Genomic DNA, 22,944 nt, shown 5'->3' with positions numbered 1-22,944 from the left:
AGAGTGGCCTGAAGGCGATCCTGGAGCCCAGGCTCGCTACGATGGGGACTCCGGAGCCTGACCGGGGGACCCGGATCGCGCACGAGGAGTCCTCTTGCCAGACGAGGCCCAGCACCTGACCGCCGCCAAGCCCGAGCCCGCCCCGGGACCCGCGGCACAGCCCGCGCCGACCGCGCCGCACGCGAAGAACGACACCCGCGGGCCGGTCCAGCACGCCCAGTCGGCGCCCGTCGACAAGCCGGCCGAGGAGACCCGTCCCAAGCCCGCGCCCCCCGAGCGGCCCGTCAACGCGCCCGTGGTCCGCACGCCCGCGACCCCGCCCGCCCGCACCGGCTCCTCCAACCGCGTCCGCGCCCGTCTAGCCCGCCTCGGCGTCCAGCGCGCCAACCCCTACAACCCGGTCCTGGAACCGCTGCTGCGGATAGTCCGCAGCAACGACCCGAAGATCGAGAACTCCACGCTGCGCCAGATCGAGCGCGCCTATCAGGTCGCCGAGCGCTGGCACCGCGGCCAGAAGCGCAAGAGCGGCGACCCGTACATCACGCACCCGCTCGCCGTCACCACCATCCTCGCCGAGCTGGGCATGGACCCGGCGACCCTGATGGCCGGCCTGCTGCACGACACCGTCGAGGACACCGAGTACGGCCTGGAGGACCTGCGCCGTGACTTCGGCGACGTCGTCGCCCTGCTCGTCGACGGCGTCACCAAGCTGGACAAGGTCAAGTTCGGTGAGGCCGCGCAGGCCGAGACCGTGCGCAAGATGGTCGTCGCCATGGCCAAGGACCCGAGGGTCCTGGTCATCAAGCTCGCCGACCGCCTGCACAACATGCGCACCATGCGCTACCTCAAGCGCGAGAAGCAGGAGAAGAAGGCGCGCGAGACCCTGGAGATCTACGCGCCGCTCGCCCACCGCCTGGGCATGAACACCATCAAGTGGGAGCTGGAGGACCTCGCCTTCGCGATCCTCTACCCCAAGATGTACGACGAGATCGTGCGCCTCGTCGCCGAGCGCGCCCCCAAGCGCGACGAGTACCTGGCCAAGGTGATCGACGAGGTCCAGGGCGACCTGCGCGCCGCCCGCATCCGCGCCACCGTCACCGGCCGCCCGAAGCACTACTACAGCGTCTACCAGAAGATGATCGTCCGCGGCCGTGACTTCGCGGAGATCTACGACCTGGTCGGCATCCGCGTCCTGGTGGACACCGTCCGCGACTGCTACGCCGCGCTGGGCACCGTCCACGCCCGCTGGAACCCTGTTCCCGGGCGGTTCAAGGACTACATCGCGATGCCCAAGTTCAACATGTACCAGTCGCTGCACACGACGGTCATCGGGCCCAGCGGCAAGCCGGTCGAGCTGCAGATCCGCACGTTCGACATGCACCGCCGCGCCGAGTACGGCATCGCCGCGCACTGGAAGTACAAGCAGGAGGCCGTCGCGGGCGCCTCCAAGGTGCGCACCGACGCGCCCAAGTCGTCCGGCAAGGGCAAGGACGACCACCTCAACGACATGGCGTGGCTGCGCCAGCTGCTGGACTGGCAGAAGGAGACCGAGGACCCGGGTGAGTTCCTGGAGTCCCTGCGCTTCGACCTGTCGCGCAACGAGGTCTTCGTCTTCACCCCCAAGGGCGACGTCATCGCGCTGCCGGCCGGCGCCACCCCGGTGGACTTCGCCTATGCCGTGCACACCGAGGTCGGCCACCGCACCATAGGAGCCCGGGTCAACGGCCGGCTCGTCCCGCTGGAGTCGACCCTCGACAACGGCGACCTGGTCGAGGTCTTCACCTCCAAGGCGCCGGGCGCCGGGCCCTCCCGGGACTGGCTCGGCTTCGTCAAGTCGCCGCGCGCCCGCAACAAGATCCGGGGCTGGTTCTCCAAGGAGCGCCGCGACGAGGCGATCGAGCAGGGCAAGGACGCCATCGTGCGGGCCATGCGCAAGCAGAACCTGCCGATCCAGCGCATCCTCACCGGCGACTCCCTGGTCACGCTCGCGCACGAGATGCGCTACTCCGACATCTCCGCTCTCTACGCGGCGATCGGCGAGGGCCATGTCTCCGCGCAGCACATCGTGCAGAAGCTGGTGCAGGCCCTCGGCGGCGAGGAGGCGGCCACCGAGGAGATCGACGAGACGGTCCCGACCCGGAGCCGCGGCCGCAAGCGCCGCAGCAGCAACGACCCCGGCGTCGTCGTCAAGGGCGTCGACGACGTGTGGGTCAAACTGGCCCGGTGCTGTACGCCGGTGCCCGGCGACCCCATCATCGGCTTCGTCACGCGCGGCAGTGGCGTATCGGTTCACCGCAGCGACTGCGTCAACGTGGAGTCACTGTCGCGGGAGCCGGAGCGCATCCTCGAGGTCGAATGGGCGCCCACCCAGTCCTCGGTCTTCCTGGTCGCCATCCAGGTCGAGGCACTGGACCGCTCCCGGCTGCTGTCCGACGTCACGCGCGTGCTGTCCGACCAGCACGTCAACATCCTGTCCGCGGCCGTCCAGACGTCCCGCGACCGGGTGGCGACCTCCCGGTTCACCTTCGAGATGGGCGACCCCAAGCACCTGGGCCACGTCCTGAAGGCCGTACGCGGCGTCGAGGGCGTCTACGACGTCTACCGCGTCACCTCCGCCCGCCGACCGTCGTAACGCCGCTGCACGGGCCCGCAGGGACCGGCCGGCAGCCGCGGGCCACCGAGGGCCCGCCCGGCACACGAAAGCCCCCGTACACACCGTGTACGGGGGCTTTCGGCGCTCTCGGGAGCCGGTGGCTCAGCCGCCGAACTCCTGCAGGCCCTTCAGCGCCTGGTCCAGCAGGGCCTGGCGGCCCTCGAGCTCACGCTCCAGCTTGTCGGCCTTCGCGGTGTTGCCCTGGGCGCGCGCCTGCTCGATCTGGCCCCTGAGCTTGTCGACGGCGGCCTGGAGCTGACCGGTCAGACCCTCGGCACGCGCGCGTGCCTCCGGGTTCGTCCGGCGCCACTCGGCCTCCTCGGCCTCCTGGATCGCCCGCTCCACCGCGTGCATCCGGCCCTCGACCTTCGGCCGGGCGTCCCGCGGCACATGGCCGATGGCCTCCCAGCGCTCGTTGATCGTGCGGAAGCCGGCCCGCGCGGCCTTGAGATCCGTCACCGGCAGGAGCTTCTCGGCCTCCTCGGCCAGCTCCTCCTTCAGCTTCAGGTTCTCCGCCTGCTCGGCGTCCCGCTCCGCGAATACCGAGCTGCGCGCGGCGAAGAACACGTCCTGGGCGCCGCGGAAGCGGTTCCACAGGTCGTCCTCGTGCTCGCGCTGGGCGCGGCCGGCGGCCTTCCACTCGGCCATCAGCTCCCGGTAGCGGGCCGCGGTGGGCCCCCAGTCCGTCGAGCTCGACAGTGCCTCGGCCTCGGCGACCAGGCGCTCCTTGGTCCGGCGGGCCTCCTCGCGCTGCGCGTCCAGTTGCGCGAAGTGCGCCTTGCGGCGCTTGGAGAACGCCGACCGGGCGTGCGAGAACCGGTGCCACAGCTCGTCGTCCGACTTGCGGTCGAGCCGCGGCAGGCCCTTCCAGGTGTCCACCAGGGACCGCAGCCGCTCGCCGGCGGCCCGCCACTGGTCGGACTGCGCCAGCTCCTCGGCCTCCGCGACCAGGGACTCCTTGGCGTGCCGGGCCTCGTCCGCCTGCTTCGCCCGCTGCGCCTTGCGCTCCTCGCGGCGCGACTCGACGGTCTGCACGAGCTTGTCCAGGCGCTGCCGCAGCGCGTCCAGGTCACCGACCGCGTGGTGCGCGTCCACCTGCTCGCGCAGGTGGTCGATCGCGGCCATCGCGTCCTTGGCCGACAGATCGGTGGTGCGCACTCGCTTCTCGAGGAGGCCGATCTCGACAACCAGGCCCTCGTACTTGCGCTCGAAGTAGGCCAGCGCCTCCTCGGGGGAGCCTGCCTGCCAGGAACCGACGACCTGCTCGCCGTCGGCCGTCCGCACGTACACGGTCCCCGTCTCGTCGACGCGGCCCCACGGGTCGCTGCTCACAGCGCCTCCTCCACATGATGCCTGCGAGGGGCCTTCGAGCTCCCCCGGGCATCGTCCACAGTTTGTTCACCGCCAACATAGGCGACCAGCGGGTTGCCTGTCCGCATCCAGCGCGACCGAAATTTCCCAGCTGGCCGCACGGGGCGCCCGGGCGCCGTCACGACTTCGTGACCGTCGCCTTGTCGATCACCACCGTCGCGTTGGGCGCGGTGTTCTGGGTGGTGGGATCGGCGGGCTGGGCGCCGGCGTCCGCGATCTTCTTCAGCACCTGCATGCCGGCCGGCGACACCGTACCGAACGGTGTGTAGCTGGGCGGCAGCGGGCTGTCCTGGTACACGAGGAAGAACTGGCTGCCGTTGGTGTTCGGACCGGAGTTCGCCATCGCGACCGTGCCCGCCGGGTACACGTTGCCCTTGAGGCTCTTGTCCTTGAGGTTCTCGTCCTTCATCTTGTAGCCCGGGTCGCCCATGCCGGTGGCCGTCGGGTCGCCGCACTGCAGGACGTAGATGCCCGACGGGGTCAGGCGGTGGCACTTGGTGTGGTCGAAGTACCCCTTGCCCGCGAGGAAGTTGAAGGAGTTCACCGTGTGCGGGGCGTCCTTCGCCTTCAGCGCGAGGTCGATCTCACCGCAGGTGGTGTCCAGCTTCATCGTGTACTTCGCCGACGTGTCGATCGACATCGCCGGCTCCTTGCCGAACTTCAGCTTCTTCACCGAGCCCGGAGCCGGCTTCGCGCACGGGTCCTTCGGCCTGGCCGACGCCGACGGCGTGACGTCGGCGCTCGCGTTCGACTTGCCGTCGTCCTTGAACACCCCGGTCGTGTACGCCGCGAGGCCGCCCACCAGGACCACACCGAGCACCGCGGCGATCACGGAATTACGGACCCGCGCCTTGCGCCGCGCGTCGGTGCGCCGCTGCTGCTGCCGCAAGAACTTCTCCCGGGCGAGCTGACGCCGCCGCTGCTCCTGGCTGACCACCGGGGTTACTCCTCAATGCCTCTTGTACGTCGGTTGGGGGCGCGTGCGTCCGATGAACCGATCGCCTGCGTGTGCCCCGTACCGTATATGGGTTCGCTGAGGAATCGGCAGCGCCGGTAGGCTCTGACCGCGGGCGCGAGCGTCAGACGCCGCCCCCATACCGCCCACAACCGCCACAACGAAGGACGATCGTGCTCATTGCCGGGTTCCCCGCCGGGGCCTGGGGGACGAACTGCTATCTCGTCGCCCCCGCCGCCGGTGAGGAGTGCGTGATCATCGACCCGGGCCACCAGGCGGCCCCCGGCGTCGAAGAGGCACTGAAGAAGCATCGGCTCAAGCCCGTCGCCGTCGTCCTCACCCACGGCCACATCGACCACGTGGCCTCCGTCGTCCCCGTGTGCGGCGCGCACGACGTACCGGCCTGGATCCACCCCGAGGACCGGTTCATGATGAGCGACCCCGAGAAGGCGCTCGGCCGGTCCATCGGCATGCCGCTGATGGGCGAGCTGACCGTGGGGGAGCCGGACGACGTCAAGGAGCTGACCGACGGCGCGCGTCTGGAGCTGGCGGGACTGTCGATGACCGTCTCGCACGCGCCGGGCCATACCAGGGGGTCGGTGACCTTCGGCATGCCCGAGGCGGCGGACATCCCGCCCCTCCTGTTCTCGGGCGACCTGCTGTTCGCCGGCTCCATCGGACGCACCGACTTCCCCGGTGGCTCCATGGACGACATGCTCGAGTCCCTGACCCGCGTGGTCCTGCCGCTCGACGACTCGACCGTGGTGCTGTCCGGACACGGCCCCCAGACGACCATCGGCCAGGAGCGCGCCACCAACCCGTATCTGCGGCAGGTGGCGGCCGGCCAGGGAGCGCCTACGGCTCCCCGACGAGGAATGTGATCGAGAGACTTCCGTGAGCACCTTCAAGGCCCCCAAGGGCACCTACGACCTCATCCCGCCGGACTCCGCGAAGTACCTGGCCGTGCGCGAGGCGATCGCCGCCCCGCTGCGCGCCTCCGGCTACGGCTACATCGAGACCCCCGGCTTCGAGAACGTCGAGCTGTTCGCGCGCGGTGTCGGCGAGTCCACCGACATCGTGACCAAGGAGATGTACGCCTTCGAGACCAAGGGCGGCGACAGGCTCGCCCTGCGCCCCGAGGGCACCGCCTCCGTGCTGCGCGCCGCGCTGGAGGCCAACCTCCACAAGGCGGGCAACCTCCCCGTCAAGCTGTGGTACTCCGGCTCCTACTACCGCTACGAGCGCCCGCAGAAGGGCCGCTACCGGCACTTCTCCCAGGTCGGCGCCGAGGCGATCGGCGCGGAGGACCCGGCGCTGGACGCCGAGCTGATCATCCTCGCCGACCAGGCCTACCGCTCGCTCGGCCTGCGCGACTTCCGCATCCTGCTGAACTCGCTGGGCGACAAGGAGTGCCGGCCGGTGTACCGGGCCGCGCTGCAGGACTTCCTGCGCGGCCTCGACCTGGACGAGGACACGCTGCGCCGCGCGGAGATCAACCCGCTGCGCGTCCTGGACGACAAGCGCGAGGCGGTGCAGAAGCAGCTCACCGGCGCCCCGCTGCTGCGCGACTACCTGTGCGACGCGTGCAAGGCGTACCACGAGGAGGTCCGGGAGCTGATCACGGCGGCGGGCGTGGCCTTCGAGGACGACCCGAAGCTGGTGCGCGGCCTCGACTACTACACCCGCACCACCTTCGAGTTCGTCCACGACGGCCTCGGCTCGCAGTCCGCGGTGGGCGGCGGCGGCCGCTACGACGGCCTGTCGGAGATGATCGGCGGCCCCGCGCTGCCGTCCGTCGGCTGGGCCCTCGGCGTGGACCGCACGGTGCTCGCGCTCGAGGCCGAGGGCGTCGAGCTCGAACTGCCCTCCGCCACCAGCGTCTTCGCGGTGCCGCTCGGCGACGAGGCCCGCCGCGTGCTGTTCGCCAAGGTCACCGAGTTGCGCAAGGTGGGCGTGGCGGCGGACTTCTCCTACGGGCACAAGGGGCTCAAGGGCGCGATGAAGAACGCCAACCGCAGCGGCGCCCGCTACACGATCGTGGCCGGCGAGCGCGATCTCGCCGAGGGCGTCGTCCAGCTCAAGGACATGGAGTCCGGCGAGCAGTCGGCGATCGGCGTGAACGAGATCGTGGCGGAGCTGGAGTCCCGGCTCGGCGGCTGACGAGCGACCACAGCGACGGAGGGCCGAGGGCGCCGGGGTGATCCCGGCGCCCTCCGTCGTCAACCCGGCGCCCGTCACCTCGCTCCGCGAGGGGATTTTCGGGCCGGGAGCGCCGCACGCGCGTCAAGGCGTCCGATCAGCGGCCGGATCCGAACGGCCGGGCCTCCACGCGCGTACTTCCTTATGTCCATCGAACGGTGGACAGTGGGACCCGTGCGGCACAATGGCCCTGCCCGAAGAAGGTCCAACTCTCAAGTGACGGAACCGGCGGAATGAGCAAGACGACAGTGAAGGACGTCTCCACCGACCCCGAGCCGCAGCACGCCGGGGCCGCCGCGCCGCGCACCGTGGGCGGCAGCCGCGCCTTCGGAGTGCTGCTGGTGATCACCGGCGCGGCCGGACTGCTCGCCGCCTGGGTCATCACCCTGGACAAGTTCAAGATCCTCGAGGCCAAGGTCGCCGGCAAGACGTTCACCCCCGGCTGCAGCCTCAACCCGGTCGTCTCCTGCGGCAGCGTGATGGAGTCCAAGCAGGCCGCCGCCTTCGGCTTCCCCAACCCGATGCTCGGCCTGGTCTGCTACGGCATCGTCATCTGCGTCGGCATGAGCCTGCTGGCCCGCGCCCGCTTCCCGCGCTGGTACTGGCTGACCTTCAACGTCGGCACGCTGTTCGGGGTGGGCTTCTGCGCCTGGCTGCAGTTCCAGTCCCTGTACCGGATCAACGCGCTGTGCCTGTGGTGCTGCCTGGCCTGGGTCGCCACGATCATCATGTTCTGGTACGTGACGTCCTTCAACATCCGCAACGACCTGCTGCCGGCCCCGCGCTGGCTCAAGGGCTTCTTCGACGAGTTCACCTGGGTCCTGCCGGTCCTCCACATCGGCATCATCGGCATGCTGGTCCTGACCCGCTGGTGGACCTTCTGGACCAGCTGACGCGGCCCCCGACGGCCCGCCGCGCGCGCCGCGAGTCCTGACGGGCGTCGGCCACGGGGGACTGCCACGGGGGACTCTCCACCCGACCCGACCCGACCCGACCCGACCCGAGCCGCTCGCGGCCGTGCCGTGCGCCCCGCCCGAAGGGCCGCCCACCGCGCCCGCCGGCAGCGGGAAGCCGCGCACCCCGCGTCCCGGCCTCGGTCCAACGGTTCCCCGGCCCCGGCCCCGGGGGCGGGCTCGGGGGAGCAGGTCCCGGGCTCAGGCCCACCGGGGCTCGGCCCCCGGATCCGCTCTCGGGCCCAGGGCGTCCCTCCGCGGTCCGCTCTCGGGTCCACCGAGGTCCCCCTGGGGGCGCGGGGAACTGCGCGACCAGCCGACATCCGGGCCCGCACCCGAAACGACGCCCAGAAATCCGGCCCGCACCCCGGACATCCGGGCCCGCACCCGAAAGAGTCCGGCGGTTCGCCTGCGCATCGCTCCCTCGCCGGCCGTCGCAGCGCGGTGCTCCCCCCGTCTCCGCGCGGGCCCCGCCCGGGCGGCGCCGATGCGGCACGTCGTGTTGTCAGTGCCGTGATTTAGGGTTTCTGGCGTGGAGCCCGACCTGTTCACCGCCGCAGCCGAAGAACGCCAGGAGAAGGACCCGACGACCAGCCCCCTCGCGGTCCGGATGCGTCCGCGCACCCTCGACGAGGTCGTCGGGCAGCAGCACCTGCTCAAACCGGGCTCACCCCTGCGCCGCCTGGTCGGCGAGGGCGCGAAGGGCCCGGCCGGCCCGTCCTCGGTGATCCTGTGGGGCCCGCCCGGCACCGGCAAGACCACCCTCGCCTACGTCGTCTCCAAGGCCACCAACAAGCGCTTCGTGGAGCTGTCCGCGATCACCGCGGGCGTCAAGGAGGTGCGCACGGTCATCGACGGCGCCCGCCGCGCCAGCGGCGGATACGGCCAGGAGACCGTCCTCTTCCTCGACGAGATCCACCGCTTCAGCAAGGCCCAGCAGGACTCCCTGCTCCCGGCCGTCGAGAACCGCTGGGTGACCCTGATCGCGGCCACCACCGAGAACCCGTACTTCTCGGTGATCTCCCCGCTGCTCTCCCGCTCCCTGCTGCTCACCCTCGAATCCCTCACCGACGACGACATCCGCGGCCTGCTGAAGCGCGCCCTCACCGACGAGCGCGGCCTGAACAGCGCCGTCTCCCTCCCCGAGGACACCGAGGACCACCTGCTGCGCATCGCCGGCGGCGACGCCCGCCGCGCGCTCACCGCCCTGGAAGCCGCCGCCGGGGCCGCCCTCGACAAGGGCGAGCCGGAGATCTCCCTGTCCACCCTGGAGGAGACCGTCGACCGGGCCGCGGTGAAGTACGACCGCGACGGCGACCAGCACTACGACGTCGCCAGCGCCCTGATCAAGTCCATCCGCGGCTCCGACGTCGACGCCGCCCTGCACTACCTGGCCCGCATGATCGAGGCGGGCGAGGACCCCCGCTTCATCGCCCGCCGCCTGATGATCTCCGCCAGCGAGGACATCGGCCTGGCCGACCCGAACGCCCTGCCCATCGCGGTCGCCGCCGCCCAGGCCGTCGCCATGATCGGCTTCCCCGAGGCCGCGCTCACCCTCAGCCACGCCACCATCGCGCTCGCGCTCGCCCCCAAGTCCAACTCCGCCACGACCGCGATCGGCGCCGCCCTGGACGACGTACGCAAGGGACTGGCCGGAGCGGTCCCGGCGCATCTGCGCGACAGCCACTACAAGGGCGCGACCAAGCTCGGCCACGGCCAGGGGTACGTCTACCCGCACGACCTGGCCGAGGGCATCGCCGCCCAGCAGTACGCACCGGACGAGCTGAAGGACCGCGAGTACTACACCCCGACCCGGCACGGCGCCGAGGCCCGCTACGCGGACGCCGTGGAGTGGACCCGCACGCACCTCGGTCGCAAGCGGTCCTGAGCGCCCTGTAGACTGCCCTGAAGTGCCGAGTTCCGTGCAGTCAGAGCGGGACAGCCGGCCGGAACCCCCCGCGGGTTCCAGGAGCGTCGCGCACCGTCGAACGGTGTCGCGGGCAGCCCACCACCACCCGGAGCTCCGGGAGAGGTTGGTGGGCCACTCGCGTGCTGCACGTATGTGCCCAGATCAGGGGAGCGGCTGCCCGGCAGGTCCCATGCGGACCCGACGGGTTTCCCCGGCTGCGGATGCGACCTCCCGCAACCCTGACGAGCCGGAACAAGGAAAAGAGAAACAGTGGCGAACCAGTCCCGCCCCAAGGTCAAGAAGTCGCGTGCCCTCGGCATCGCGCTGACGCCGAAGGCCGTCAAGTACTTCGAGGCCCGTCCCTACCCGCCGGGTGAGCACGGCCGCGGCCGCAAGCAGAACTCGGACTACAAGGTCCGTCTGCTCGAGAAGCAGCGTCTGCGCGCTCAGTACGACATCTCCGAGCGCCAGCTGGTGCGCGCCTACGAGCGTGCCTCCAAGGTGCAGGGCAAGACCGGTGAGGCCCTGATCGTGGAGCTGGAGAAGCGCCTCGACGCGCTGGTCCTGCGTTCGGGCATCGCCCGCACGATCTACCAGGCCCGCCAGATGGTCGTCCACGGCCACATCCAGGTCAACGGCAAGAAGGTCGACAAGCCGTCCTTCGTCGTCCGTCCCGACGATGTCGTCCAGGTCCGCGACCGCTCCAAGGAGAAGACGCTCTTCACGATCGCCCGTGAAGGTGGCTTCGCCCCCGACGGTGAGACCCCGCGCTACCTGCAGGTGAACCTCAAGGCCCTGGCGTTCCGCCTGGACCGCGAGCCGAACCGCAAGGAGATCCCGGTGATCTGCGACGAGCAGCTCGTCGTCGAGTACTACGCCCGCTGATTCTCGGCAGGCGCCTGGCACTCCTTCAGCCCGCCGTCTCCCCGCCCTTCCGGGTGGGCGAGGCGGCGGGCTGCCGCGTTCCCGCGCCACCCCCCTGCGCCCTGCGCGGGGGCGGAACGGACGGCAGCGACCGGTCCCGCCCCAGCGCCCGCGCCACCGCCTCGGCCCGCCCGAGCCGCCGCCCCTGCCGTACGCACTCCTCGTACCGCGCGTCCCCGAGCCGCTTCCGGGCCGTGGCCTCGCACAGTTCGTGCGGGCCGTTGTAGTACGCGGACCCGAACAACGGCAGCCCCACCGACGGCCACATCCGCGCCGCGGCGCCCTGCAGCACCGCCGCCTCCGCCGCGTCCCCCTCCACCGCGGTGACCAGCGCCAGCAGCTCCATCGACAGCACCGAGCCGAGCAGATCGCGAAACCCGTGCGCACCGCCCAGGCTCTCGCTCAGCAGCGCCCGGGAGCGGGCCGGGTCCCCCTCGGCCCAGGCCGCGTACGCCAGCACGAACAGCGCGTACCCGAGCGCCCACCGCTCGCCGTGGTCCTCACAGACCTGCCGCACGTCCTCGCACAGCCGCACCGCGTCCACGAGATCCCCCTGGAACGCCCGCGCCATCGCCAGCTCCACCTGGCCCATCAGCACATTGCTGTTCAGCTCGCCGATCTCCCGGTAGCGCTCCAGCGCCGAGCGCAGCAGCCGCTCCGCGCGCGCCATGTCGTCCGTGACCAGCGCCAGACATCCGGTGCGGTGCTCGGCGTAGGCGACACCGGTCGCACTGCCCACCCGCTCCGCCTCCGCCCGGCACTCCGTCAGCGCCGCGAGGGCGGGCACCGGATCGCCCTGCAGGATCGCGACATACCCCAGCACCCACAGGGCCTTCAGCCGCGGATGCTCGCCCGCGCTGTGCGCACCGCCCTCCGTCTCCAGCTCGAGGCTGCGCTGCAGCCAGTGCCGCCCCTCCGCCAGCCGACCGCAGCCCGCCCAGTAGAACCATAGCGAGCCGGCCAGGTACTGGCCCAGATGCGCCTCGCCCGGCTCGGTCAGGCAGTGCTCCAGCGCGCACCGCAGATTCGGCAGCTCGGTCTCGACGCGCTCGGCCACCTCCGCCTGCCGGGGCGAGAACCAGTCCAGCTCGCACCAGGTCGCGAGCCCCATGTACCAGTCGCGGTGGCGGCGCCGCATCCGCTCCGCGTCCCCGGTCGCCGCGAGCCAGTCGGCGCCGTAGGCCCGGATCGTGTCGAGCATGCGGTAGCGCACGCCCGCGGCGGTCTCCTCGCGGGTCACGACCGACTGCGCGATCAGTTCCGTCAGCACGTCCAGCACGTCGTCGGCCGGCAGCCCGTGCCCGCTGCACACGTACTCCACGGCGTCCAGGTCGAACTGCCCGGCGAACACCGTCAGCCGCGCCCACAGCAACCGCTCGGCCGGCGTGCACAGCTCGTGGCTCCAGCCGATCGCGGTGCGCAGCGTCCGGTGGCGCGGCAGCGCGTCGCGCACCTCGCCGGTCAGCAGCCGGAACCGGTCGTCCAGCCGCTCCAGCAGCTGCCCCGGCGACAGTGCCCGCAGCCGCCCGGCGGCCAGCTCCAGGGCCAGCGGGACGCCGTCGAGGCGCCGGCACAGCTCGCGCACCTCGGGGCCGTCCCCGACGGGCACGCCCTGGGCGGCGGCGCGTTCGGCGAACAGCTCCACCGCCTCGTCCTCGCCGAGCGGCGCGAGCGGCAGCAGCCGCTCGCCGGCCAGCCGCAGCGGGCACCGGCCGACCGCGAGGATCCGCAGCCGCGGAAGGCGGGCCAGCAGGTCCGCCACCAGCTCGGCGCACCCCTCGGCCAGATGCTCGAAACCGTCGAGGACCAGCAGGAGTTCACGGCCGGCGAGATGCGCGAGCAGCGTCTCGCGCGGCGCCCGGGACGTGTGGTCGGTCAGCCCCAGCGCCTCCACGAGCGCGTACGCGACGAGGCCGGCGTCCCGCAGCGGCGCCAGATCCACGTGCCACACCCCGTGCGGGGCCGCGCAGCGCGCCGCCGCCCGCGCCGCGAGTCGCGACTTGCCGACCCCGCCGGGGCCGGTCACGGTCACCAGCCGCGAGCCGCGCAGGGCCTCGGCCAGACCGGCCAGTTCGCCGGCCCGGCCGACGAACGCGTTCGATTCCGCGGGCAGATGGCCGCCCGCGGGAGTACCGGCGCGCTGATGATCTCGCATGGGACACGGAGCGTACTGAACCGTAATCACTGCGTACAATCGCTTCCCGGAACTCCTGCGCCCACGCCCCCTAATCCGGTACGGAGCCCGAGCACCGGCGCGATAGGCTCGGTGCACGACTTTCTCGATGTTCAGGCACGTTTCAGGGAGCGGGTGCGCACAGTGTCCGGTGGAGAGGTGGCCGGGATCCTGGTGGCCGTCTTCTGGGCGATCCTGGTCTCCTTCCTCGCGGTGGCTCTCGCGAGGCTGGCCCAGACGCTCAAGGCGACGACCAAGCTCGTGGCGGACGTGACCGACCAGGCCGTCCCGCTGCTGGCGGACGCCTCCCAGGCGGTGCGCTCCGCGCAGACCCAGATCGACCGGGTCGACGCGATCGCCTCCGACGTCCAGGAGGTCACGTCGAACGCCTCCGCCCTGTCGACCACCGTCGCCTCCACCTTCGGCGGCCCGCTGGTCAAGGTCGCGGCCTTCGGCTACGGCGTCCGCCGGGCGCTGGGCGGGCGCAAGGGTGAGGTGCCCGCCGAGGAGGCGAGGCGTACCGTGATCGTGGGCCGCACCGTCCCGGCCTCGCGACGGGGCAAGCGGAAGTAAGGACTGAGACCGAGCGATGTTCCGCCGTACGTTCTGGTTCAGCACGGGCGTCGCCGCCGGTGTGTGGGCCACCACCAAGGTCAACCGCAAGCTGAGGCAGCTGACCCCGGAGAGCCTCGCCGCGACCGCGGCGAACAAGGCGCTCGAGACGGGACAGCGGCTCAAGGACCGCGCCGTGGGCTTCGCGCTCGACGTCCGCGACAACATGGCCCAGCGGGAGGCCGAACTCGGGGAGGCCCTGGGCATCCACGAGAACCCGGAACTCGCGGCCCCCGGGCGGTACGCCGCCATCGAGAACAACCGCAGCAACCCGAAGTACGCCGAGAACCCGGCGTACTCGTACAACCGGAATGAGGACCACTGATGGAGTCGGCTGAGATCCGCCGCCGCTGGCTGAGCTTCTTCGAGGAGCGCGGGCACACCGTCGTCCCTTCGGCGTCGCTCATCGCGGACGACCCGACTCTGCTCCTCGTCCCCGCCGGCATGGTGCCCTTCAAGCCCTACTTCCTGGGCGAGGTCAAGCCGCCGTTCCCGCGCGCCACCAGCGTGCAGAAGTGCGTGCGCACGCCCGACATCGAAGAGGTCGGCAAGACCACCCGCCACGGCACGTTCTTCCAGATGTGCGGCAACTTCTCCTTCGGCGACTACTTCAAGGAAGGCGCCATCACGTACGCCTGGGAGCTGCTCACCACGCCCCAGGACAAGGGCGGTTACGGCCTCGACCCCGAGCGCCTGTGGATCACCGTCTACAAGGACGACGACGAGGCCGAGCGCATCTGGCACGAGGTCGTCGGCGTGCCGAAGGAGCGCATCCAGCGCCTCGGCATGAAGGACAACTACTGGTCCATGGGCGTCCCCGGCCCGTGCGGCCCCTGCTCCGAGATCAACTACGACCGCGGCCCCGATTTCGGCGTCGAGGGCGGTCCCGCCGTCAACGACGAGCGGTACGTGGAGATCTGGAACCTCGTCTTCATGCAGTACGAGCGCGGCGAGGGCATCGGCAAGGACAACTTCGAGATCCTCGGCGAGCTGCCGAGCAAGAACATCGACACGGGCCTCGGCCTGGAGCGCCTCGCCATGATTCTGCAGGGCGTGCAGAACATGTACGAGATCGACACCTCCATGGCCGTCATCAACAAGGCCACCGAGCTGACCGGTGTGGCCTACGGCGACGCCCACGCCTCGGACGTCTCGCTGCGCGTGGTCACCGACCACATGCGCACCTCGGTGATGCTCATCGGTGACGGCGTGACGCCGGGCAACGAGGGCCGCGGCTACGTGCTGCGCCGCATCATGCGCCGCGCCATCCGCAACATGCGCCTGCTCGGTGCCACCGGTCCGGTCGTCAAGGACCTGATCGACACCGTCATCGAGATGATGGGCCAGCAGTACCCGGAGCTGATCACCGACCGCGAGCGCATCGAGAAGGTCGCCGTCGCCGAGGAGAACGCCTTCCTCAAGACGCTGAAGGCCGGCACCAACATCCTCGACACCGCCGTCACCGAGACCAAGCAGGCCGGTGGCACGGTCCTCTCCGGCGACAAGGCGTTCCTGCTCCACGACACCTGGGGCTTCCCGATCGACCTCACCCTCGAGATGGCCGCCGAGCAGGGCCTGTCGGTGGACGAGGACGGCTTCCGCCGCCTGATGAAGGAGCAGCGGGAGCGCGCCAAGGCCGACGCCCAGGCCAAGAAGACCGGCCACGCCGACATGGGCGCCTACCGGGAGATCGCCGACACCGCCGGCGCCACCGACTTCATCGGCTACACCGACACCGAGGGCGAGTCCACGATCGTCGGCCTGCTCGTCGACGGCGTCTCGTCCCCGGCCGCCACCGAGGGCGACGAGGTCGAGGTCGTCCTGGACCGCACCCCGTTCTACGCCGAGGGCGGCGGTCAGATCGGCGACACCGGCAGGATCAAGGTCGACTCCGGTGCCGTCATCGAGATCCGCGACTGCCAGAAGCCGGTCCCGGGTGTCTACGTGCACAAGGGCGTCGTGCAGGTCGGTGAGGTGACGGTCGGCGCCAAGGCCCACGCCTCCATCGACTCCCGTCGCCGCAAGGCCATCGCCCGCGCCCACTCGGCCACTCACCTCACCCACCAGGCCCTGCGCGACGCCCTCGGCCCGACGGCCGCCCAGGCCGGTTCCGAGAACCAGCCCGGCCGCTTCCGCTTCGACTTCGGGTCCCCGTCCGCCGTCCCGACGGCCGTGATGACCGACGTCGAGCAGAAGATCAACGAGGTGCTCGCCCGCGACCTCGACGTCCGCGCCGACGTCATGGGCATCGACGAGGCCAAGAAGCAGGGCGCCATCGCCGAGTTCGGCGAGAAGTACGGCGAGCGGGTCCGCGTGGTGACCATCGGCGACTTCTCCAAGGAGCTGTGCGGCGGCACGCACGTGCACAACACCGCCCAGCTGGGTCTGGTGAAGCTGCTCGGCGAGTCCTCCATCGGCTCGGGTGTGCGCCGTATCGAGGCCCTCGTCGGCGTGGACGCCTACAGCTTCCTCGCCCGTGAGCACACGGTCGTCAACCAGCTCACCGAGCTGCTGAAGGGCCGCGCGGAGGAGCTGCCGGAGAAGGTCTCCGCCATGCTCGGCAAGCTGAAGGACGCCGAGAAGGAGATCGAGAAGTTCCGCGCCGAGAAGGTGCTGCAGGCCGCCGCCGGTCTTGCCGAGTCCGCCAAGGACGTGCGCGGCGTGGCCGTGGTGACCGGGCAGGTCCCGGACGGCACCGCCCCCGACGACCTGCGCAAGCTGGTCCTGGACGTGCGCGGCCGTATCCAGGGCGGCCGGGCCGCGGTCGTGGCCCTGTTCACGGTGAACAACGGCAAGCCGCTCACCGTCATCGCCACCAACGAGGCCGCCCGCGAGCGCGGTCTCAAGGCCGGCGACCTGGTCCGCACCGCCGCCAAGACCCTCGGCGGCGGCGGTGGCGGCAAGCCGGACGTCGCCCAGGGCGGCGGTCAGAACCCGGCCGCCGTCGGCGAGGCCGTCGACGCCGTCGAGCGTCTCGTGGCCGAGACGGCCAAGTGACGGTCGAGTGACGGGCGAGTAAGGAAACGGTCGGAATCATGCGCAGAGGACGTCGGCTCTCGATCGACGTCGGGGACGCCCGGATCGGGGTCGCCTCGTGCGACCCCGACGGGATCCTCGCCACCCCGGTGGAGACGGTCCCCGGCCGGGACATCCCCGCCGCCCACCGCCGGCTGCGGCAGCTGGTGGAGGAGTACGAGCCGATCGAGGTCGTCGTCGGTCTCCCTCGCTCCCTCAAGGGGGGCGAGGGCCCCGCCGCCGTCAAGGTCCGCGCGTTCGCCGAGGAGCTGGCCCGGGGCATCGACCCGGTGCCGGTCCGCCTGGTGGACGAGCGGATGACCACGGTCACGGCCGGCCAGGGGCTGCGTGCCTCGGGTGTGAAGGCCAAGAAGGGCCGCTCGGTCATCGACCAGGTGGCCGCCGTCATCATCCTGCAGCAGGCGCTCGAATCCGAACGGGTGTCAGGCGAAGCCCCGGGCGAGGGCGTCGAAGTGGTCATCTGATCGCGATACGGTAACGTTCCGCGCGATGCGGCGGTGTTCGAACAGCCGCCGCACAACAAGAGGCGGGACGGAGCCGGAGCCACCAGCCGCGTGACCGCCGCCTCGCGGCTCTAGGGGATCGATGACTGAGTATGGCCGGGGCCAAGGCTCCGAACCGTGGCATCCGGAGGACCCGTTGTACGGGGACGGCGGATGGGAAGGGCAGCAGCCCCACGTGGGCCATCAGCCTGCCTACGGCGGCCAGCAGCACCACCCGCAGCAGCCGCAGCACCAGCAGCAGCATGGTCAGCACCAGCAGCATGGTCAGCATCCGCAGCAGCAGGGCTACGGCGAGTGGGGCCCCGAGCAGCAGTCCGGGTACGACCAGCAGCAGTACCAGCAGCACCAGGACCATCAGCAGCACCAGGCGCAGCAGCAGTACCAGCACCAGCAGTACTACGGCGAGCAGCAGTACCCGCAGGACGGTGGCTGGGACACCACGGGCACCCACGGACACGTGCCGTATCCGCCCGACCCGGCCGACCCCTACGCGCAGCAGGCCGCGACCTACGGCGGCGAGCAGCCGGACTTCTACCAGACCGAGGACGCCTACCCGCCGCCGGAGCCGCCCGCCCGCCGGCGCGCAGAGCCGGAGCCGCGGCACGAGACCGACTGGGACCCGGGCCCCGATCAGGGCGAGCACGCCTTCTTCGCGGGCGGTGACCCGGACGACGACGCCGAGGACGACGCCGAGCCCCGCGGGCGCGCGGCCCGGCGCGGCGGCAAAGGGGGCAAGGGCGGCAAGGGCGGCAAGAAGAAGAGCCGTAACGGCATCGCCTGCCTGGTGGTCGCGCTCGTGTTCGGCGGCGGACTCGCCGGCGTCGGCTACGTCGGCTACACCTTCTACCAAAATCGTTTCGGCTCGGCCCCGGACTACGCGGGCGACGGAACCGGCGAGAGCGTGACCGTCGAGATCCCCAAGGGCGCCGGGGGCTACGACATCGGCCGCCGGCTCAAGGCGGCGGGCGTGGTCAAGAGCGTCGACGCCTTCGTCTCCGCCCAGCAGCAGAACTCCAAGGGCAACTCGATCCAGGCCGGCGCCTACATCCTGCGCAAGCAGATGTCGGCCGCCAGCGCCGTCGAGATGATGCTCGACCCGAAGAGCCAGAACAACGTCATGGTCACGCCCGGTGAGCGCAACGCGCACGTCTACGCGACGATCGACCAGAAGCTGGGCCTGTCCACCGGCACCACCAAGGACACCGCCCAGAAGCAGTACAAGAGCCTCGGCCTGCCCAGCTGGGCCAACGCCAACAGCGCCATCAAGGACCCGCTGGAGGGATTCCTCGCCCCCGGCACCTATCCCGCGGCCAAGGGCATGAAGCCGGAGACGGTGCTGAAGGCGATGGTGACCCAGGCCAGCGAGGCCTACGGCCGCTACGACCTGCAGGGCAAGGCCCAGGCCCTGGGACTGAAGGACCCGCTGCAGCTCGTCACGGTGGCCAGCCTGGTCCAGGCCGAGGGCAAGACCCACGACGACTACCGCAAGATGGCCGAGGTGGTCTACAACCGCCTCAAGCCGACGAACACGGAGACCAACCAGTTCCTGCAGTTCGACTCGACCTTCAACTATCTGAAGGGCGAGAGCAACATCCACATCGCCACACGCGAGATCTACAAGAACAAGGACCCGTACAACACGTACACCAACAAGGGTCTGCCTCCCGGCCCCATCGGCAACCCCGGCGACGACGCCATGAAGGCGGCGCTGAACCCGACGCACGACGGCTGGATCTACTTCGTGGCGACCGACGGCGTGAGCAACACCGAGTTCGCCAGGACGCTGGCCGAGTTCAACAAACTCAGGGACAAGTTCAATGAAAGCTCGGGCAACTGACGCCCGCCGGGCGGCCGTTCTCGGCTCGCCCATCGCGCACTCGCTCTCCCCGGTGCTGCACCGCGCCGCCTACGCGGAGCTGGGCCTCCACGGCTGGAGCTACGACCGCTTCGAGGTCGACGAGGCCGGGCTGCCCGGTTTCCTCGGCACGCTGGGTGCCGAGTGGGCGGGGCTGTCGCTGACCATGCCGCTGAAGCGGGCCGTGATCCCGCTGCTGGACGAGATCAGCGAGACCGCGTCCTCGGTGGAGGCCGTCAACACGGTCGTCCTCACCGAGGACGGCCGCCGGGTCGGGGACAACACCGACATTCCGGGAATGGTGGCCGCGCTGCGCGAGCACGGCATCGAGGAGGTCGACACGGCCGCGGTGCTCGGCGCCGGCGCCACCGCGTCCTCGGCGCTGGCCGCGCTGTCCCGGGTCTGCTCGGGCGAGGTCGTCGTCTATGTGCGCAGCGAGACCCGGGCCGCCGAGATGCGCCGGTGGGGTGAGCGCCTGGACGTCGAGGTGCGCACCGCCGACTGGGCGGACGCGGCCGAGGCCCTGCGCGCGCCCCTGGTCGTCGCGACCACCCCGGCCGGTACGACCGACGCCCTGGCCGCCTCCGTACCGGAGCGGCCCGCCACGCTCTTCGACGTGCTGTACGACCCCTGGCCGACCGAGCTGGCCGCGCGCTGGTCGATGTTCGGCGGGGCCGTGGTCAGTGGCCTGGACCTGCTCGTGCACCAGGCCGTCCTCCAGGTCGAGCAGATGACCGGGCACGCCCCCGCCCCGCTGGAGGCGATGCGCCGGGCGGGCGAGAAGGCCCTGGCCGAACGCTGACGCACACGCCGGAGCGGGCGCCCGCGCGTGTCGGGCGTCCGCGGTGGCGTCCGCCTGCTGGACCGGCGGCCGGGACTTCCGCCCGGACGTGGGAGGATCGGAGGTGGCGGGCCCGGGCCGCGCACCCGGTCGCGCCGTCGCCGTACGCGTGCGTGCGTGTACGCGGAGCAGAACCAGGCGCGAGCACTGAGGAGCATCGTTGAGCAGGCTGCGTTGGCTGACCGCGGGTGAGTCCCATGGTCCCGCACTTGTCGCGACGCTGGAGGGCCTTCCCGCCGGCGTGCCGATCACCACGGAGATGGTGGCGGATCACCTGGCGCGGCGGCGGCTCGGCTATGGCCGCGGTGCGCGCATGAAGTTCGAGCGGGACGAGGTCACGTTCCTGGGGGGTGTCCGGCACGGGCTGACCCTGGGTTCCCCGGTGGCGGTCATGGTGGGCAACACCGAGTGGCCGAAGTGGGAGAAGGTGATGGCGGCCGATCCGGTGGATCCGGAGGAGCTGGCCGCGCTGGCGCGCAACGCGCCGCTGACCCGGCCGCGTCCCGGCCATGCCGACCTCGCGGGCATGCAGAAGTACGGCTTCGAGGAGGCGCGGCCGATCCTGGAGCGTGCCTCGGCGCGGGAGACGGCGGCGCGGGTGGCGCTGGGCGCGGTCGCCCGGTCGTACCTGAAGGAGACCGCCGGGATCGAGATCGTCAGCCATGTCACGGAGCTGTGCTCGGTGAAGGCCCCGCGGGGTGTGTACCCGACGCCGGCCGATGTGGAGAGGCTGGACGCGGACCCGCTGCGCTGCCTGGACGCGGACACGTCCAAGGCGATGGTGGCGGAGGTCGACCAGGCCCACAAGGACGGTGACACGCTCGGCGGTGTGGTCGAGGTGCTCGCGTACGGGGTGCCGGTGGGCCTGGGCTCGCATGTGCACTGGGACCGCCGGCTGGACGCGCGGCTGGCCGGTGCGCTGATGGGTATCCAGGCGATCAAGGGCGTGGAGGTCGGTGACGGGTTCGACCTGGCCCGGGTGCCGGGTTCGAAGGCGCACGACGAGATCGTGAACACGCCGGAGGGCATCCGCCGTGTCTCCGGGCGTGCGGGTGGTACGGAGGGTGGTCTGTCGACGGGTGAGCTGCTGCGGGTGCGGGCGGCGATGAAGCCGATCGCGACGGTGCCGCGGGCGCTGCAGACGGTGGACGTGACCACCGGTGAGGCCACCCAGGCCCATCATCAGCGTTCCGATGTCTCCGCGGTCCCGGCCGCGGGGATCGTCGCGGAGGCGATGGTGGCGCTGGTGCTGGCGGACGCGGTGGCGGAGAAGTTCGGCGGCGACAGCGTCACCGAGACCCGCCGCAACCTGCGGTCCTACCTCGACAACCTCCACATCCGATGAGCGGGCCGCTGCTGGTCCTGGTCGGCCCGATGGGCGTGGGCAAGTCCACCGTCGGGCGGCTCCTCGCCGAGCGTCTCGGCGTGGGCTACCGGGACACCGACGACGACATCGTCACCGGGCAGGGCCGCACCATCGCCGACATCTTCCTGGAGGACGGCGAGAGCGCCTTCCGCACCCTGGAGAAGGCCGCGGTGCGCGAGGCGCTCACCGAGCACGAGGGCGTCCTCGCGCTCGGCGGCGGCGCCGTCCTCGACGCCGGCACCCGCGCGCTCCTGGGCGGCCATCAGGTGGTCTACCTGTCGATGGACGTCGAGGAGGCCGTCAAGCGCACCGGCCTCAACGCCGCCCGCCCGCTGCTCGCCGTCAACCCGCGCAAGCAGTGGCGCGAGCTGATGGAGGCCCGCCGGCACCTGTACGAGGAGGTCGCCACGGCGGTCGTGCCGACCGACGGGCGCACCCCCGAAGAGGTTACCCAAGCCGCCCTGGAAGCAGTGGAGTTGAAGAAAGCATGAGCGAGTCGGTCACGCGGATCCACGTCGGCGGGACGGCCGGCACCGACCCCTACGACGTCCTGGTGGGCCGTCAGCTGCTGGGTGAACTCGGCGGGCTGATCGGCGCCAAGGCCAAGCGGGTCGCCGTGATCCACCCCGAGGCGCTCGCCGAGACCGGCGACGCCCTGCGCGCCGACCTCGCCGAGCAGGGCTTCGAGGCCGTCGCGATCCAGGTGCCGAACGCCGAGGAGGCCAAGACCGCCGAGGTCGCCGCCTACTGCTGGAAGGCGCTCGGCCAGTCCGGGTTCACCCGTACCGACGTCATCGTCGGCGTCGGCGGCGGCGCCACCACCGACCTCGCCGGTTTCGTCGCCGCGACCTGGCTGCGCGGCGTGCGCTGGATCGCCGTCCCCACGACCGTCCTGGCGATGGTGGACGCGGCCGTCGGCGGCAAGACCGGCATCAACACCGCCGAGGGCAAGAACCTGGTGGGCGCCTTCCACCCGCCGGCCGGCGTCCTGTGCGACCTGGCGGCGCTGGACTCCCTCCCGGTCAACGACTACGTCTCCGGCCTGGCCGAGGTCATCAAGGCCGGTTTCATCGCCGACCCGGTGATCCTGGAGCTCATCGAGTCCGACCCCGAGGCCGCGCGCACCCCGGCCGGCCCGCACACGGCCGAGCTGATCGAGCGTTCGATCCGGGTGAAGGCGGAGGTCGTCTCCAGCGACCTGAAGGAGTCGGGTCTGCGGGAGATCCTCAACTACGGCCACACCCTGGGCCACGCCATCGAGAAGAACGAGCGGTACAAGTGGCGGCACGGCGCGGCCGTCGCGGTCGGCATGCACTTCGCCGCCGAACTCGGGCGGCTGGCGGGCCGGTTGGACGACGCCACGGCCGACCGTCACCGCACGGTCCTCGAAGCGGTCGGCCTGCCCCTGCACTACCGCTACGACCAGTGGCCCAAGCTGCTGGAGACGATGAAGGTCGACAAGAAGTCCCGCGGGGACCTGCTGCGCTTCATCGTCCTGGACGGCCTGGCCAAGCCGACCGTCATGGAGGGCCCGGACCCGGCGGTGCTGCTCGCCGCGTACGGGGAAGTGGGACAGTAACGCCCACGGGGTCCC

18 protein-coding genes are annotated in these 22,944 nt (G+C 71.2%); 15 read left to right on the top strand and 3 right to left on the bottom strand.

The window, feature by feature from the left end:
* The first annotated feature begins 94 nt into the window (after nt 1–94).
* Complete coding sequence (relA, locus tag AB0E88_RS26365) at nt 95–2,632, top strand: GTP pyrophosphokinase (protein WP_361635132.1); 2,538 nt, start codon at nt 95–97, stop codon at nt 2,630–2,632.
* 123 nt (nt 2,633–2,755) lie between these two features.
* Here the strand turns inward: relA and AB0E88_RS26360 are convergent, their stop codons facing one another.
* Together AB0E88_RS26360 and AB0E88_RS26355 are read right to left on the bottom strand one after the other, a co-directional pair.
* A complete protein-coding gene (locus AB0E88_RS26360) occupies nt 2,756–3,985 on the bottom strand; it encodes a DUF349 domain-containing protein (RefSeq protein ID WP_361635129.1) in 1,230 nt (409 codons plus the stop codon).
* A gap of 157 nt (nt 3,986–4,142) precedes the next feature.
* Nucleotides 4,143–4,961, bottom strand: a complete 819-nt coding sequence (locus AB0E88_RS26355; RefSeq protein ID WP_361635126.1) for a peptidylprolyl isomerase — start codon at nt 4,959–4,961, stop codon at nt 4,143–4,145.
* A gap of 191 nt (nt 4,962–5,152) precedes the next feature.
* Here AB0E88_RS26355 and AB0E88_RS26350 point away from each other — a divergent pair, with 191 nt between their 5' ends.
* The 5 genes from AB0E88_RS26350 (at nt 5,153) to rpsD (ending at nt 10,925) form a co-directional block, all read left to right on the top strand.
* Nucleotides 5,153–5,860: an MBL fold metallo-hydrolase gene (locus tag AB0E88_RS26350; RefSeq protein ID WP_361635123.1), complete on the top strand. Its 708-nt coding sequence runs from the start codon at nt 5,153–5,155 to the stop codon at nt 5,858–5,860.
* A 13-nt stretch (nt 5,861–5,873) separates the two neighbouring features.
* The gene (gene hisS, locus AB0E88_RS26345) at nt 5,874–7,139 is read left to right on the top strand and encodes a histidine--tRNA ligase (RefSeq protein ID WP_361635120.1); all 1,266 of its coding nucleotides are present in this window, start codon (nt 5,874–5,876) and stop codon (nt 7,137–7,139) included.
* Nucleotides 7,140–7,411: 272 nt separating this feature from the next.
* A complete protein-coding gene (locus AB0E88_RS26340) occupies nt 7,412–8,071 on the top strand; it encodes a vitamin K epoxide reductase family protein (protein ID WP_361635117.1) in 660 nt (219 codons plus the stop codon).
* Nucleotides 8,072–8,663: 592 nt separating this feature from the next.
* Nucleotides 8,664–10,019, top strand: coding sequence for a replication-associated recombination protein A (locus AB0E88_RS26335; RefSeq protein ID WP_361635114.1), 1,356 nt, complete (start codon nt 8,664–8,666; stop codon nt 10,017–10,019).
* 291 nt (nt 10,020–10,310) lie between these two features.
* Nucleotides 10,311–10,925, top strand: a complete 615-nt coding sequence (gene rpsD / locus AB0E88_RS26330) for a 30S ribosomal protein S4 (RefSeq protein WP_029383113.1) — start codon at nt 10,311–10,313, stop codon at nt 10,923–10,925.
* 25 nt (nt 10,926–10,950) lie between these two features.
* On the opposite strand, the gene AB0E88_RS26325 is transcribed toward rpsD, so the two are convergent.
* On the bottom strand, nt 10,951–13,119 hold the full coding sequence (locus AB0E88_RS26325) for an AAA family ATPase (RefSeq protein WP_361635110.1): 2,169 nt from the start codon (nt 13,117–13,119) through the stop codon (nt 10,951–10,953).
* 153 nt (nt 13,120–13,272) lie between these two features.
* Here AB0E88_RS26325 and AB0E88_RS26320 point away from each other — a divergent pair, with 153 nt between their 5' ends.
* The 9 genes from AB0E88_RS26320 to aroB all read left to right on the top strand — a co-directional run bounded on the left by AB0E88_RS26320 (nt 13,273) and on the right by aroB (nt 22,929).
* A complete protein-coding gene (locus tag AB0E88_RS26320; protein WP_361635107.1) occupies nt 13,273–13,710 on the top strand; it encodes a DUF948 domain-containing protein in 438 nt (145 codons plus the stop codon).
* 16 nt (nt 13,711–13,726) lie between these two features.
* Nucleotides 13,727–14,074, top strand: a complete 348-nt coding sequence (locus AB0E88_RS26315) for a hypothetical protein (RefSeq protein ID WP_361635104.1) — start codon at nt 13,727–13,729, stop codon at nt 14,072–14,074.
* Nucleotides 14,074–16,746: an alanine--tRNA ligase gene (gene alaS / locus AB0E88_RS26310; RefSeq protein ID WP_361635101.1), complete on the top strand. Its 2,673-nt coding sequence runs from the start codon at nt 14,074–14,076 to the stop codon at nt 16,744–16,746. The genes AB0E88_RS26315 and alaS overlap by 1 nt, the downstream gene beginning before the upstream one ends.
* A 38-nt stretch (nt 16,747–16,784) precedes the next feature.
* On the top strand, nt 16,785–17,249 hold the full coding sequence (gene ruvX, locus AB0E88_RS26305) for a Holliday junction resolvase RuvX (RefSeq protein ID WP_361635098.1): 465 nt from the start codon (nt 16,785–16,787) through the stop codon (nt 17,247–17,249).
* Nucleotides 17,250–17,370: 121 nt separating this feature from the next.
* A complete protein-coding gene (gene mltG, locus AB0E88_RS26300) occupies nt 17,371–19,125 on the top strand; it encodes an endolytic transglycosylase MltG (protein WP_361635096.1) in 1,755 nt (584 codons plus the stop codon).
* A complete protein-coding gene (locus AB0E88_RS26295; RefSeq protein WP_361635095.1) occupies nt 19,106–19,945 on the top strand; it encodes a shikimate dehydrogenase in 840 nt (279 codons plus the stop codon). Before mltG ends, AB0E88_RS26295 begins: the two co-directional genes overlap by 20 nt.
* Nucleotides 19,946–20,144: 199 nt before the next feature.
* Nucleotides 20,145–21,329, top strand: a complete 1,185-nt coding sequence (gene aroC / locus AB0E88_RS26290; protein ID WP_361635092.1) for a chorismate synthase — start codon at nt 20,145–20,147, stop codon at nt 21,327–21,329.
* Nucleotides 21,326–21,841 carry a shikimate kinase gene (locus AB0E88_RS26285; RefSeq protein ID WP_361635089.1) on the top strand — a complete coding sequence of 172 codons (516 nt, stop codon included), beginning with the start codon at nt 21,326–21,328 and terminating at the stop codon, nt 21,839–21,841. Before aroC ends, AB0E88_RS26285 begins: the two co-directional genes overlap by 4 nt.
* Nucleotides 21,838–22,929: a 3-dehydroquinate synthase gene (aroB, locus tag AB0E88_RS26280; RefSeq protein WP_361635086.1), complete on the top strand. Its 1,092-nt coding sequence runs from the start codon at nt 21,838–21,840 to the stop codon at nt 22,927–22,929. The genes AB0E88_RS26285 and aroB overlap by 4 nt, the downstream gene beginning before the upstream one ends.
* The last annotated feature ends 15 nt before the right edge of the window (nt 22,930–22,944 follow it).

Source organism: Streptomyces sp. NPDC028635 (assembly GCF_040637635.1).
In the GTDB taxonomy this organism is placed as follows: domain Bacteria; phylum Actinomycetota; class Actinomycetes; order Streptomycetales; family Streptomycetaceae; genus Streptomyces.
Note: the sequence above shows the minus strand (reverse complement) of the source record. Positions and strands in the feature narration are given on the sequence as shown.